Source organism: Virgibacillus sp. LDC1, from assembly GCF_025792345.1.
Lineage (GTDB): Bacteria > Bacillota > Bacilli > Paenibacillales > Paenibacillaceae > Paenibacillus_AQ > Paenibacillus_AQ lautus.
Map to the genome: position 1 here is coordinate 3,281,241 of NZ_JAOXLZ010000001.1, position 14,061 is coordinate 3,295,301.

The 14,061-nt window shown below is 46.3% G+C and carries 17 protein-coding genes; 1 reads left to right on the top strand and 16 read right to left on the bottom strand.

From position 1 onward, the window contains the following. Positions 1-144 precede the first annotated feature (144 nt). The 16 genes from OHJ21_RS14730 to OHJ21_RS14805 form a co-directional block, all read right to left on the bottom strand. Positions 145-975 carry a class I SAM-dependent methyltransferase gene (locus tag OHJ21_RS14730; RefSeq protein ID WP_486020358.1) on the bottom strand — a complete coding sequence of 277 codons (831 nt, stop codon included), beginning with the start codon at positions 973-975 and terminating at the stop codon, positions 145-147. A 64-nt stretch (positions 976-1,039) separates the two neighbouring features. Continuing rightward, positions 1,040-1,438, bottom strand: a complete 399-nt coding sequence (locus OHJ21_RS14735; RefSeq protein ID WP_486020359.1) for a DUF1801 domain-containing protein — start codon at positions 1,436-1,438, stop codon at positions 1,040-1,042. A 54-nt stretch (positions 1,439-1,492) separates the two neighbouring features. Then, positions 1,493-2,266, bottom strand: a complete 774-nt coding sequence (locus tag OHJ21_RS14740; protein WP_486020361.1) for a class I SAM-dependent methyltransferase — start codon at positions 2,264-2,266, stop codon at positions 1,493-1,495. Positions 2,267-2,433: 167 nt separating this feature from the next. Next, the gene (locus OHJ21_RS14745; RefSeq protein WP_326118950.1) at positions 2,434-2,802 is read right to left on the bottom strand and encodes a hypothetical protein; all 369 of its coding nucleotides are present in this window, start codon (positions 2,800-2,802) and stop codon (positions 2,434-2,436) included. Between the two features lie 35 nt (positions 2,803-2,837). Further along, the gene (locus OHJ21_RS14750; RefSeq protein ID WP_486020362.1) at positions 2,838-3,506 is read right to left on the bottom strand and encodes an ATP-binding cassette domain-containing protein; all 669 of its coding nucleotides are present in this window, start codon (positions 3,504-3,506) and stop codon (positions 2,838-2,840) included. Positions 3,507-3,519: 13 nt separating this feature from the next. Beyond that, the gene (locus tag OHJ21_RS14755; RefSeq protein WP_486020364.1) at positions 3,520-4,905 is read right to left on the bottom strand and encodes an ABC transporter permease; all 1,386 of its coding nucleotides are present in this window, start codon (positions 4,903-4,905) and stop codon (positions 3,520-3,522) included. Positions 4,906-4,993: 88 nt separating this feature from the next. Beyond that, the gene (locus OHJ21_RS14760; RefSeq protein ID WP_326113908.1) at positions 4,994-6,082 is read right to left on the bottom strand and encodes a sensor histidine kinase; all 1,089 of its coding nucleotides are present in this window, start codon (positions 6,080-6,082) and stop codon (positions 4,994-4,996) included. Continuing rightward, on the bottom strand, positions 6,079-6,756 hold the full coding sequence (locus OHJ21_RS14765) for a response regulator transcription factor (RefSeq protein ID WP_326113907.1): 678 nt from the start codon (positions 6,754-6,756) through the stop codon (positions 6,079-6,081). The genes OHJ21_RS14760 and OHJ21_RS14765 overlap by 4 nt, the downstream gene beginning before the upstream one ends. Before the next feature lie 766 nt (positions 6,757-7,522). Continuing rightward, positions 7,523-8,065 (bottom strand): NUDIX hydrolase, encoded by a 543-nt coding sequence (locus tag OHJ21_RS14770; RefSeq protein WP_486020365.1) that lies wholly within the window; start codon positions 8,063-8,065, stop codon positions 7,523-7,525. A 33-nt stretch (positions 8,066-8,098) separates the two neighbouring features. Then, positions 8,099-8,227, bottom strand: coding sequence for a hypothetical protein (locus OHJ21_RS14775; protein WP_486020366.1), 129 nt, complete (start codon positions 8,225-8,227; stop codon positions 8,099-8,101). Between the two features lie 29 nt (positions 8,228-8,256). Next, the gene (locus OHJ21_RS14780; protein ID WP_394054456.1) at positions 8,257-8,829 is read right to left on the bottom strand and encodes a hypothetical protein; all 573 of its coding nucleotides are present in this window, start codon (positions 8,827-8,829) and stop codon (positions 8,257-8,259) included. A 287-nt stretch (positions 8,830-9,116) separates the two neighbouring features. Next, complete coding sequence (locus OHJ21_RS14785) at positions 9,117-9,428, bottom strand: hypothetical protein (RefSeq protein ID WP_394054454.1); 312 nt, start codon at positions 9,426-9,428, stop codon at positions 9,117-9,119. 123 nt (positions 9,429-9,551) lie between these two features. Further along, positions 9,552-9,926 carry a VOC family protein gene (locus tag OHJ21_RS14790; protein ID WP_486020367.1) on the bottom strand — a complete coding sequence of 125 codons (375 nt, stop codon included), beginning with the start codon at positions 9,924-9,926 and terminating at the stop codon, positions 9,552-9,554. Positions 9,927-10,092: 166 nt separating this feature from the next. After that, a complete protein-coding gene (locus OHJ21_RS14795) occupies positions 10,093-10,278 on the bottom strand; it encodes a hypothetical protein (RefSeq protein WP_100538373.1) in 186 nt (61 codons plus the stop codon). A 143-nt stretch (positions 10,279-10,421) separates the two neighbouring features. Further along, positions 10,422-11,198 (bottom strand): glutamate racemase, encoded by a 777-nt coding sequence (murI, locus tag OHJ21_RS14800; protein ID WP_100538374.1) that lies wholly within the window; start codon positions 11,196-11,198, stop codon positions 10,422-10,424. Positions 11,199-11,442: 244 nt separating this feature from the next. Further along, positions 11,443-12,993 carry a tetratricopeptide repeat protein gene (locus tag OHJ21_RS14805; protein ID WP_486020368.1) on the bottom strand — a complete coding sequence of 517 codons (1,551 nt, stop codon included), beginning with the start codon at positions 12,991-12,993 and terminating at the stop codon, positions 11,443-11,445. A gap of 242 nt (positions 12,994-13,235) precedes the next feature. Between OHJ21_RS14805 and OHJ21_RS14810 the strand changes: the two genes are divergently transcribed. Continuing rightward, the gene (locus OHJ21_RS14810) at positions 13,236-14,042 is read left to right on the top strand and encodes a lipase family protein (protein WP_486021044.1); all 807 of its coding nucleotides are present in this window, start codon (positions 13,236-13,238) and stop codon (positions 14,040-14,042) included. Positions 14,043-14,061 lie beyond the last annotated feature (19 nt).

Consider the following 14,061-nt stretch of genomic DNA (forward strand, 5'->3'; position numbering starts at 1 on the left):
TTGTTTTTGTAGAGTCTAGTATTCAAAAAAAGTAGTCTATACCCCTCCTATAATTCCAACTCAGGTACTTCGATGCACGCTGACACTCTATTCTTTAAAACTTCAATGAGTTCTTCATCCATAAACGTGTACTCATCAGGAATATCAAGTCGAACCATTCACTTGCCGTTTCTGCCCGATGTACAACAAATGAGACGAGACTCCCAAAATGCTTGGGTTCTCCGCTTCCTGGTAGATCAGGTTCATCACTTCTTGAAACTCCTCTGCCCCTCGAGACCGCCAATAATCGAACTGCTCTGCCTTGAATGAGCCTGCTATACTTGACGAACCTATCAATTTAATCGTCTCGAAGCCATGCGATTCCATAAACGGCTTGATGTCCTCCAAGTTGTAATAATACGCACCGGTAAATCTTCCTTCATCGCTATGATTGAATATCCCGGTCCTAACAAACTCCTTAATGCTGCTGATATTATCATTCGGTTTCCAATGTTCCGGAGATGATAATGAGGTCATCAGATGCCGAATTCGAGTCATGAATGCCACAAAGACGTAGCCTCCCGCTTGTGTAACGCGATACAATTCCCGGACAGCCGTGGAACGATCCTGTTCTGTCTGCAAATGATATAAAGGTCCCATCATAAGTGCGGCGTCAAACAACCCATCTTGAAACAGACTAAGATTGTTGGCATTGGCACGGTGAAACCCTTTGAACTGGTCGGTTAACCTAAGTTCCTCGGCTTTAGCAGCCGCAATCTCAACTAATCTTGGCGTAAGGTCTGTTAAGGTCACATCGTAACCGTTCTTCGCTAATTCCATGGAATACTTCCCTGGTCCCGCACCGTTATCCAGCACATGGCCTTTCTCAGGCAGCATACTCAAGATATGATGCAGATTGACAACAAACTCAATGGGCTCCCTATCCAAGCGCCCCCATTCATCGAAGGCATTATAATAATCTATCACTTTATTCAAACAGAGTCACCCCTTCACTTAATCGCCAGCTTGTAGAGCTGAACAACAACATATTGCTCCCTGCTTAACCCTTACTCGTCACTTCAATCCATCTAACGATGACTTCTCTTAATTGTTCTTTCTTCTCCTCCAGATCGTCTAAATTGAATATTTTCACGATTGCCCGATCATTAGAGGCCCATTCCAATAGGGTATCCTCAGGCAGGGAACCCTTGATGTCATGATTTTGAACTTTTGCACCGCAATGAAAAATGATGCGAAAGAAGCCGTTCCCCTGCAAATTCAAAGTGATCCGGTCTTCTCCCTGAACGCAGAAGCTGGGTGCATTCCATTTGATCTGCTCGGTTATTTGATCATCGACGCTTAATATGAAGCTCGTTACTTCCTCGATTTCAGCCTTGAGTGGATGCTCAAGATCGTGAAGATACTCCATGACTTGTTCGGGACCTGATAATTTTGCCATCCATGACTCCTCCTCAAATATTGAAAAAACTCATTTTACCCAGGTGGACTTCGTTCATGATTTTCTTGCGGTCAAGATCGGCTGATAGAAGCCCGATTCCGAGGGCATATGCCACCTGATATCGGCAAATCCCGCTTCCTCCAATATTGCACTTAATTCCGTTCTCAATAAAGCTCTATAGGATGTGCTGTTAATTTCAGTCCTCCATGCCCCGTCAATCTCTTGCATAATAAATTGGTTGGTTATATAGTGTTTCCCACCTTCAGCCCAATCCCACACTTGAAAAACGATACGTTTTCCTTCATCCATAACCCTGGGTACCGTTGCACGCTGTCGGTTCTGCCGAATCTCGTCATAGTCCCTCATCGATATAATCAGCAGCCCCTTGTCTCTAAGCTTCACGTAAAAGTTCCGACAAGCCACGCTTAATTCTTGGTCGTCCAGTAAGTGGGGGACAGCATTGTCAGCAGACAAGACGACATCGAATTGTCCTGGAACATCCTTATCCAGCGAGCGGAAATCCGCGACGCCAAAATGAACATGAACCCCCAACTTGTCTGCTTCCTTTTTGGCTCGTTCAATGGATTTGGGACTAAGATCCGTAGCCGTTACGGTAAAATGATGCTGCGCTATTCCCAAAGCCTGTGTTCCTATTCCACATGATGCATCCAGGAGATGAATCGGCCGCTCGTGTTCCTCTGCGTATAACGAACGAATAAACTTATCGAAGAAAGCACCCTGCCATTGAACCGTTTCATGCCAATTCTTAAATATCAAATGATATGTATCCGCTAGCCCATCGTAAAAGTCCAAGCTGGTGTCCTTCAACACAATCTCCTCCCGATCATGAATTGGATGATCCCTCAAGAATTACAGAGCGGTATACGAAATAGAAAAATTCCCCTTTCCCCTATCATAGATGATTTGTGCCCGGGAAGGAACCAAAAAAACCTCCAATTAGGAGGTTCATTTGATGTGAATACGATGGTTGTATATTAGTTCGCGTTATTCCGGAACCATTCTTCGAAATCTTCCCCGTCCGCTTCATTTCGTCTCTCCTGGAAGGATGACGGACCTGCTTGCGGCCGTTCGAAGGTTACATGATTTGCTGGACCCGAAGCATTCTTCTGCAAGATCCAACCCAGCGTTCCCAAGGTAACAGCAAATAGTACATATTGTGCACTATTGGCCATATAGAAGTTGACAATATCATACTCGCTTCCGCTCACGCTGATCTGATTCTGTTCCACCATGCTGCTAATGTAACCATGAGACTCCACCGCTGCCCAAGCTGCATACAGCGTTAACAAGCCGGCAAGTACGTACAGAATGATGCTAAAGACATGTATTTTCTTTTTGCTCATATAGGATCAGCCTTTCTCTATATAAACTTTAATTATTATGACTTGATATACAGCAATTTTCCTTCCGAGAGTCCCCACACCTCATCTGCCACCGATGTGACTTTCTTGGAATGGGTAACGATAATGACGCATTTTCCATGATCATGTGCAAGGGACATCAGAATATTCAACACTTCGGCTTCCGTATCCCGATCCAAATTCCCGGTCGGCTCATCGGCAATGACAACATCCGGATTGTGCGACAAGGCGCGTGCAATGCCGACGCGCTGCTGCTCTCCCCCTGACAGCTTCAATATTCTGCGATCTGCCGTTTCCCGGTTGATCCCCACTTTTTCCAGGAGCGAATAGGCAAACGCCTTTTTGTCCTTTTCCTTACTGCCGCTTATATTCATGGACAGCACAATGTTCTCGACGGCCGTCGCCGTAGTGAGCAGATTAAAGCTTTGAAAAATAACGCCGATACTCTTCGCTCGGTAATGGTCGCGGTCCAGCGACTTCAGGCTGTCTCCTTTATACAGAATATCCCCGTTTGCACATACGTCCAGACCGGAGAGGAGCGACAGCAGGGTGGATTTGCCGGAACCGGATTTTCCTACAATGGTATATACTTTGCCGTTCTCAAACGCCACATTGACATTTTTCAAAACAAGCTGCTTTGCACCCTCATAGCGATACGATACATTCTGTAAGGCTAATACACTCATTCTTAAGCGCCCCCTAGTTCCGTTCCATCAAAATTTTAATGGGTTCGTATTTCGTAATTCGGCTGATGCTCATTATGCTGGATACTGCTGCCAGCAGCAGCGCGATAAGCGCGATTTGTAAAAGGGTATCCATTCCCAGCCCGACATCGATTTGGCTGATCGGCGGGGTTGTTACATTGCTCATATTGCTCTGTCCCCCGACCATCAGAAATTTACCGGGACCGCTCGCGGCTTTTGTCTGTTCCGCCGCTTCGATCTGATTCTGCAGAATGGTGTTGGCCGTAGGCTGCGACAGCGCACTTCCAATGGCCAGCCCTACTATAAGGCAGATTGCCGTAATCATAAGCGCCTCGCTGATAAGGCCTGCAGCGACCTTACCTTTTTTCATACCCATCGCCCGAAGGACCCCGATCTCATATTTCCGCTCCCTGATCGTTATGGAAGACAACAGCGCAAGGATGATGGAGCCCAGAATAATCACGACGATCATAAAAGTCAGAAAGATTCCCTTCATCGCTTCGACCGGACCGACAACCTTGGCATAGCTTTCCTCATCGGTACTTACCGTATAGGAACTCGGAAGCCCTTTATCACGCAGCTCATTTTCGAAATCAGGCAATAGATCCGGACTCTTCAGAAAATAAGTGGCCTGAATGTTGACAGCACTCGCTGCCGCTTGGTCGTCCCCCATCACCGTATCAAAACTCGTCAAAATTTCATTGCGGCGGTTCATGAAACTCATCTCCATCGGCATGTCCCCGTATTCGGCCGTGGAGTCTAGATAGATTCCGGTAACGGTCAATGTAAACGGATCGCCCTCGCCCATCACACTGTTTACCTCAATCGTGTCTCCGACCGAGATATCGTTTAGCTCTGCAAACTCCTTGCTTACGATACTTTCATTGGCCTCCTTATACATTTCGCCTTCAGCCAGTGTTCTCTGTCCATCCGAGAATTCGGCAAGAGTCTCCAGGTTTGAATTCCCCACGAGTTTCATCGTTGGATTTCCTTTGGACGCTCCGCCGGGCCCTTGAAGCTTGATATTTCCGCCCTTCGGATCGTTATCCTGGTCCACCGCTTTGACGGTATCACTGGCACTCGGTACGACGGCGGAAAAGGTGCTTTGACTCAGGTATTCGGATTCGGCAAATTCCAAATATTGCTCCGATGTGACTTTTTCGTAATCTGGCCCCTTGCTGTACATTTGCTCTAAATCGGGAGCCAAGCTAACTTTGGAGCCAAACTGTGTTTTATAATCGTCAATGATCCTGCCTGACGTGTTATTGATAATCAGCGAGATGACGGTCGCAATGATGATGACCAGGACGATGATACCCATCAGCATATTTCGTCCTTTGTTACGGCCGATGTTTTTCATGGCATGTTGAAAGATGTACATGGTTATCCTCCCTATTGTTTTTGGCCATAGGTGCAGCGAACCGGTTCACTGCATCCTCATGGACAATCCCATTCTAACGAATGCCATGTTAATCTAATGTTAAGGCCTCTGGAAAAATCATATAAAATGTAGTGCCTTTAGCGCCTCTGTTCTCTACCCAGCACAGCCCGTCGCAGAGCTCGCACACATGCCGTACCAGACTAAGCCCGATCCCGTAGCCGTCTTTCTTGAGTTTGCCGACCCGATACTGGTAATCGAACAGCTTTTCCTGCTCCACTTCGTCAATGCCCTCTCCTCCATCGGAGACCGCTATAATCACACTGCCTTTCCTGTTGCTTACCGACACCAGGATTTCACTGTTCCCGCCATACTTCACTGCATTGGACACCAGATTGGTGACAGCACGATTTATCCAGAGCTCCCGCCCGATCACCGTATTGTTGGCATCGTCATCAAAATCAAAATGGATGTTCGGGTGAAGCCTTCGGTATTCGTCGCACACATCCGCGCATACAAGGGCGGTATCGACGATTTCCATGGTCGTATTCTCTTTGGAAGCACTCAATGTCAAAATATCGTCCAGGCTGTCCGTCACCTTGTCCACCTCTTCCGTCAGCTCTCCATGGTCTGAAAGCTGCAATTTGGCTCGGAGCAAGGACAGGATGTTTTTCTGTTCATGAGTCACGTAAGCACTAAGGCGGACGTAATCCAGGGTGTACGCCTCGAATTTACTCTTAATCTCCTGATAAGCCTTCACAATGGCAGGGTGCTGCTCCATGATGATATGCTCCTCATCCATACTGCTTAATTGCTTCGCTAGGAGTAGGGCCTGTTTCTCATGCTGAGCTTTCAAAATTTTGGACAATACCCAGGTCCCTGTCACCAGAATGCCTACAAGACATAGAACCAAGATCGGGATATGCTGAAGCAGCGCTCCAACATAATAATCCTCCAGGTTTCTTTTGTTAATAACGGAAGGTTTTAGATCGAGGAAGGACATGCCGCTAAAACTCCCGTTTTGAATGAGCGTTGTCACCTTGTTCATGTTAAACATAAAAAAATATTTAGGGAGGTTGGTCTCCGGGGCGGATATGGAACGAATGAAAAAAATGAAAGCAAGAATCAGGCAGGCTGTCACCGCCAGGGAGTAATACAGAAGAATTCGGCTGACTTTCATCGATGTTGACCACATAACTGGTACCCGTTCCCTTTCATCGTGATCAGCAGCCCCTGTCCACCTTGCAGCGTTAGTTTCTTACGCAAATTCGCAATATGCACCCTTAGCACCGACGAGAACGGGTCAAAAAACTCATCGTACACATGCTCCGCAATATCCTCGCTGGATACGATATCCGGGCTTCGGCTTGCCAGATACTCCAATATATCAAATTCCTTGGCGGATAATGCGATTTCCATTCCATCTATGTAAGTCTTCCTTGTACGGGGACAGACTCGAATTCGGCCAATATCAATCTCATTCTTCGTTCGCCCATAGTAGCGGCGGATGACGGCTTGAATCCGTGCTTCAAGCTCGACAAAATCAAAAGGTTTGATGATATAATCATCGGCACCCGTGTTTAATCCTAGTGCTCTCTGAACGACTTCATCCCGTGCCGTAACAATCACGATGGGCGTGTCGATATGCTGTTCCCGTAGAAAGGAGAGGATCTCCATCCCGTCTTTGTCAGGCAAATTCAAATCAAGCAAAATAGCATCATACCGGTTGGCAAATCCTTTATCTTCACCTTCAAGCCCTTGGTTAGCGACATCGACATGAAACCCGCTTTTTTCAAGCCCGGCTTTCATAACATAGGATAATTCACGATCATCTTCGATTATTAGCAGACGCATCTCTTCTACCACCTCCCCACCATTATACGGCTGCCAATGTTAAATCTACGTTAAGAGGACCTTAAGAGAAACTATATTGATAGGATTTGAAAAGACCCTGGAGCAGCAGTGCTCCAGGGTCTTCGGAATGGCTATTACTTCATGAGTCCAGTTGTTACACTCCCCTTATTGCCTAAATCATTATCATTAGGACTCTGCGATTATAGGCATAAGCACAGTAATCAACAGGGTCAACAATAAAAATGAAACGGAAAAAATGTGATACCCCGATTTCTTTCGAAGGCAGATCAACCCGATCAAAACGGCAATTAGGGGCAAACCGGGTAAAAAGTGCATGATGTATTTCAAAGTAATGCCGCCAGCCAGATGGTTCATGTAGATTATAATTCCGATAGGCAGCCAGATCACTGCAAGCAAGAGTCCATAGGATATGGGGACTAACGCCCTTCCAATAAATTTGCCCATTATGCTGATCAATCTCCTCTTTGAATCTCAGAATCCTTAACCATGATTCGCCTGACTTATGGACCCTTAAGGACCCTTAAGGACCCTTAATGATGTGCTTCACACGGTGAATGAACTCCCCTGCAAGCTCCACTCGTGCGCAAGCGAAATCCATATCCCTATGGCCTGCAACACCTTTAGGATTTTATATTACTCTTCCAGCGAGCTTCCAGAACTCCTCATACTGAAAGCAAAACCCGGCCTAAGATATTTCCTATCTAAGTCGGGTCATGTGGTGTTTGCGTATTTTTTTCTAACGAGATTAAATCCTAACTCCCTCTACCCGATAGTGATCCAACGCCTCTCTCATCGCTTCATCCGTTTCAATCGAGGCACTAATCTGAAACGGTGTTTGTTCGACCAGCTTACCGTCCTCATACGTGCATCGGTGATCATAGCAATTCGGATCATGCAAGATAAGTTCGAGCGAACCCGGTATATTAGCTGCAATTCCAACATTCGCATCGTCCGTTATCCATGTAACGGGTTTCCAATCCAATATGCCTTCAGCTGTCGTGATCGGAGTATGGTAGATGTAATCCTCAGGCACCTCTGCTAGATATAAATACATACCACCCGTAATAGAACCGTTGACGGACCAAGTCACTACGCCTTTAAAGGTTAGACTGTAGTCTTGTATATGTGTCTCTTCCTCCAGTTCACGTAACATTGAGTCTCGCGGGGGTTCGTTCGCCTCCAGCTTGCCACCTACACCATTCCAGCACCCCATCCAGGGCGGGGATTTACGATTCAACAATAAAACCTCATCACCGCGCCGAACATAACAAATATTGTATTTGATCATCCGAAATGAATCCCCCTTCCGCATCGGTTGCACTTATGTTAAGCTTCGGATCTTCTCTTCGATTGGCTTCTGCTCATCTTCATCCCACACGATGGATATTTCAAAGGTCCCTAGACATTTCATTTTTCCTCCGTCCTGCAGCGTGTCAGCTTGCTTTGACAAACGACCTCTCTTATACAGGTGTATAGCTGCTACTCCCTCGAATATAAGAGTGCTCCGCCAGATCCCAGAATAACGAAATGTTGACCAGACGGCGAAAAACCACTTTTTATTTTTCCATCCAGCCGGTTCAAATCGATCATCGCGGCGTTTTTGAGATATTCATAGTTAGGGACAAACACCTGATCCAATACGACGGAAGCCCTTGGCCACCAAGGGTGAATAACTTCCAGCATCCAGCCATCGTTCGTCACGTGAATCCCGTCTCCGGACTCAAATCCAAATATCGCAATATCCTGTCCGCTCTGCGGAATACGAAAACTCAAGTAGTTCTCGCTAATATGATCTTCGGTTACTTCAGAATCCCGCTCTCTGTGAATCAAGGTTCCTGACTTGGCCTGCGTAATACTGTATCCATTGCTGCTGATCAGAACCAGGTTCTCATCGGTATCCCACCCGCACGCAATACACCCCGCAGCTGGAATGATAACCTCGTGACGCCAAGGATGTGGTGGTTTCGTAGGTTCTTTGGCTTGTGCCTGGTGCAGCAAATCGATCTCAAACTTCGTTCTGATTTCTTTTTTAGAATGTTTAAAAGGGTTCATATCATACTCCCACATGGATCTGAATTAAGGCGAATACGCTCCCAGATTCCTTCTCTACTGGTTTAGCAAGGCTAACCTCACTCAATAAAAAAACAATATCATTGTTTAGGATGATGATTTATCTCTTGTATTCTAGTGTTAAGCTCATCCAATGAACGCTGCATGCGCTCCATCCTTCTCAGTGCAGAATACTGATTGCTGATTATCCCGGCCAAGCCAACTATCAAAACGATAATAATCAAACTGATCATATGTAGAATGTATCCTTTCCGTTCTTAGATTGATCTCTAAAAATACTTGTTATCAGGTAACATCGAAGCGTGCACCCATTCTTCAAAACTACTAAACATCACGGTCTTCGGCCATTCCGCCGACTCTTCATATTTCCAGGTTAAATGCACCTGCGCATACGTCCCCTGCTCATCTAATAAAGAAAATAAAAAATCATCCCGATCGCATCTTCTTGCTACGGTCTTCACTTGAACTCCGAACAGAATATGGTTCCTCGAGATTTCCTTATATAATTCTTCCGCGAATCTTTCCGAGGTCTCGGCTTCCCATGGCTCCAAGTAGATGAAGCCTTCAGGTATCGTTGTCATAGCAGCACCTCCGTTCGTATATCCTTCAATGCAATGATTCCTAATGTTGAATAATAACTTTATTTTCAATTCTCCGGTCCTTCCTGCATGGAAATGAGTATCTGAATGAGAAGCCTTTACCGATTATCCGCCAAATGAAATACGATACCCGTCCACATCTTCAATCGTAAACTCACTAAAATGATCATTCAAATCCGGTCCCTTTACAATGGAGATCCCCTTTACAGTGAACTCTTCAAGCAATGCCCAAACGTCGGTATAACAAAAAGCATCAAAATACAGCCCTCCCTGAACAGATGAATAGGGTTTAACATCACTGGGATTCACGGCTTGATGCAGAATAAACGTCACCTGATCTCTGGTCATATGAACATGCTGAACTTCGGGACCGCCTACTAGTTCATATTGAAAGCCCAAATTCTTATAGAAATGAATCGATTGGTCAATATTTTTAACGAGTAATACCATGGTTGGACCGGACAAAAAAACTCTCCCCATTTTTCATCCTCCTCTTAATTTCTCCTATATAAAACGCGAGCAGCAAATAGGATTGCACGGGCTTCCGTCATTGGACTTTCACCCCTCGCCCATATTCATTAACACGTATACCCTTTATAACCGCAAACACTCGTAAAATGTTTCATTAAACTTGGTCTGATCTTCACTATAATTCTCCGTATATTTGTTCAGCATCCGAACCCCTTGCACCACTCTTAAAATGATGCTGTCCAGAATACCATTCCGTTACGGCATGACCATCTTGAATGATGAACAAAGCAGAGGCAGAAGCACCATACTTCTCCTGAGAGGCTTGAGTATATGAAATTAGTTTCTGGAACGGATCACTCATAAAAAGTCCCCTTCTAACGACAAAACCCGCCCTATAGATCTTACTCTGCTTAGGTCGGGTCAAGTGTGTCTTATTATTTTATTTCGTTGCATACATCGATAACCACTGAGGAAGCGCTGCAAGCGGGTTCAATTGCCAGTTCTCTATCCCTCTATTTCTCTATAAATGCTCAGCGCTTTCTCCATCTTGTCTGTGTATGCCGTGGACTGGCTAGAATTTAATAGCTTTACATCCTGACTCCCGCTGGAGCTGAGCAGATCATGGTCACTTAATACCTGAATGAGTCTGTTCACGGTTCCTTTACTGCCATCTATAATGCGAATATGATCCGGCAGCAGATCCGATAAGATTCTTTTGTAAAAAGGATAGTGGGTACAGCCCAAGACGATGGTTCCGTATTCATTCATATCAAAGGATTCGAATTGCTTGGTAAAGTATGCGTTCATGACCTTTTGATCGAAGTTCAATGCCTCACAGTGCTCTACCAGCTCCGGCAGAGGCAGGGAGTCCACGATATGCATGCTATCGACTCGTCGAACCAGATCTCTGTACTTCGATTCCTTTAAGGTCAGCGGCGTGGCAAGCACAAGGATTCGCTTCCCGCTGGAACGATTGATTTCGACGGCCGGCTTTACGGCCGGCTCCATCCCGATCACCGGGATCGGATAAACCTTCCTCAGATCGGAAATCGCCATGCTTGTTGCCGTGTTGCATGCAACGACGATGGCTTTGACTTCTTCCTTCATGATCGTTTCCATCGCATGATGGATGTAAGATTTCACGTCTTCCTTGGCTTTGGTACCATATGGCACATGGAGGGTGTCCGCATAAAACAAAAAGTCTTCATGCGGCAGCTCCTTCATAGCCGCCGATAACACGGTTAAACCGCCTAAACCTGAATCAAAAAAAGCTATTCTCATGTTTTTCACCTATCGTTGTATGTTTTTCTGTCAGCATCATTACGTTCATGTCCTTATACATTATACTCCACTACCCGAATCCTCGCAGGGCCATCTGTGCGAATTGAATCGTAAGTGGATCAGGTTCAAAATACAGAACGACCCAGCCTTATTGTAATCTCAGAGGCCGGGTCGCGTGCGTCGTTCCTATGCGATTCTGAGAAGAATACGTAATTTCCTTCGCGGACATGAAGAAATACGTGTTTTACTCAAAACATTTCAACAGTGCCAAGGCCTCTTCATGATCAGGCTCCAGAACAAGCGCCTCACGCGTGTATTCCAGAGCCTCCTCGTCGAGACCCAGCTCATAACAGCAGATCGCCAAGCAATATAAAACCGTTGGCACCGGCTCGTCTTCATCCGTTTCCACGGATTCCTTCAGGAAGAACCTCGCATCCTCGTACATATCCATCTCGAACAGCACCAGCCCCGCGTCCAATGCCAGATCATAACGCTGCTCCATTACATAGTACGATGACCACATCTTGTAGATGCCTGTTCGAATATCCAGCATTTCTTCGTCATTGGCATCCGGCAGCAAATTCGAGATACGCTTTGCACTCTGAATGAAGAACTCGGCGTCATACCCGCCCAATCGCCAAAACGACAATATTTGCTGCATGCCCATGCTCTCAATATTCCGGTCGACCCATTCCTTCATGCTGAAGAATTCATCAGGTCCGAAGCGTTCGATAAATTGGCGATAAGCGATCCGAGTATTCGCATAACTCGTTGGTGCTTCCAGCATGAGGATACAGCCGATGTTAATATTTTTATAATGCTGCGTGGGGAAAATCGACTGCGCGCCCCTTTGCTCAAACACATGCTGCATCGCATGATAATTAGTCGTTAAAGAGAAGCTGCCATGGTAAATTAATTGCGGCGGTTCGGCGAACTTCCAATTATCGATACGATGATCTCCTTTATCCGCAGTAAGAAGCATGAAACCCGATGTTGATAACTGATTCAGTCGCTCCAGGCAGGTCAAACCCACCTCCGGAAACAGGATATGTGAATCCTCCAGCTCTTGCTGGTAATAGGCAATCACATCGCGGTACGGGTAGGTATCCTCCTCGTATCTGGGTGCGCGGCTGTGCTCGTATGCCAGTTTCATACGTTCCAGTGCTTCAGCCGGCTTGAGCTTGTCGTGCTGATCCGGAAATTCGATGACAACATCGCTCTCATAAATCTTGCCTTCTCCCACGTAGATCAATTCTTGCGGAATGCCGTCAAAAAAATAGTTAGCCACAACCAGCAGCGGCTGCTTCAGATCTCCAGGACGTATCGTTGTCTTCGATACCACCAGGTTCAATTCTGTATCATGCACGGCATCAAATCTCGCGAAGTCCAGCAGTCCCTGTTCAATATAGGATTGCATGGCAGGATGTTGATTCCATGCCGTAACATTTTTAATCGGCAGATCGGTCATGACATAGCGGAAAGGGGGCAGCGCTATACCCGCAAAATCTCTCAGCTCACACAGCTTGTGCAGGACATGGTAACCGAGGCGCCCGGCTCCGGCACCCAATTCCAGAATCGTAACCGTTTCGGTTAGATCGCCTTGATCGGCGCGGTCCCGAAGGAATCCGAATATAATTTCGGCGTAAGCCGTTGCAATCATAGGGTTGCTCGTAATATACTGCGGAACCTGGTCATTATTCCAAGCCTTCATCCCCAGTTCTTCGTAATAAGTCCGTTGTAGTTCCCAGATGGGTGCTTCACTGAAACGGAAGCGTTGTTGAATATTGTCCGTCATTCTTTATAACCCTGCTCTCTATGTATCTTTAAAGTACAATCTGATGACGTGCATGCTGATGCACCTGTCAACCAAAAACGTCTATTGAATCGTACCATATAACTCGGTTCTACCCAAACCCTTCTGATAATAAAATCCGTGTTAAGCTTGGACTTGATGGTGGATTCGCTATTCTCAGGCGTATAGGCACCTTTCCTTCCACACCCTAATATAGTGTAGGAGAACAGAAGGGCGGGATGTGCATGGGTACGAGCATGGAACGAGAACAATGGGCCATTTTTCTGGCAGCGATCTGCGGACAGACCTATACACAATTCACCAATACGGACGGCTCATTTGTCCTTCCGCTAAATTATTCGCTTTATGACACCATTGAGGCGAACTCCTTAATCAGCGTGTCCGAGCGCTTTGGGTTTATTCTAGAATCACCGGACGAAATTATTATTGCCTTTCGGGGCACCAGTTCAACGACAAACTGGATCTCAGATGCCATCGCCTCCCAAAAAAACTTCAAATATATGAAGGACTCTTCTCTCACACACCGCGGTTTCACTAACATCTACGCCTCTGCTCGCGGCCAGGTGATGTCGGCGCTTAACCGACTTCCTACACACAAGACACTGTTCATTACAGGCCACAGCCTTGGAGGAGCACTCGCAACCTTATGCGCAGTTGATGTTGCCGCCAACACAGACCACCTATCCCCCTATGTGTTTACCTACGGGTCCCCTCGTGTGGGAGATCCCGATTTTGCCAAGGCCTTTGCTAAATATGTTCGAAGCAGCTCCCGTATTGCCAACCTGTTCGATGTCGTAACGCATGCTCCGCCTCATATCTACAAGATGCCGAAACGGGAGAAGAAGTACTATTACAGCCACGTGCATACCCAATGGCCTTTGACCTTCCAGAATGGGTCGGTGAGCGGAAACCACGTGATCGGTAGTTATTATACGGAGCTTGCCAAGCTCCAGCCGCAATTTGCCGAACGCTTAAGTTCGACGAATCCCGAATTCTGTCCAGTTACAGAATCACCATTAGAGAAGGTGTAAGCTTATTATTCAAAATTAT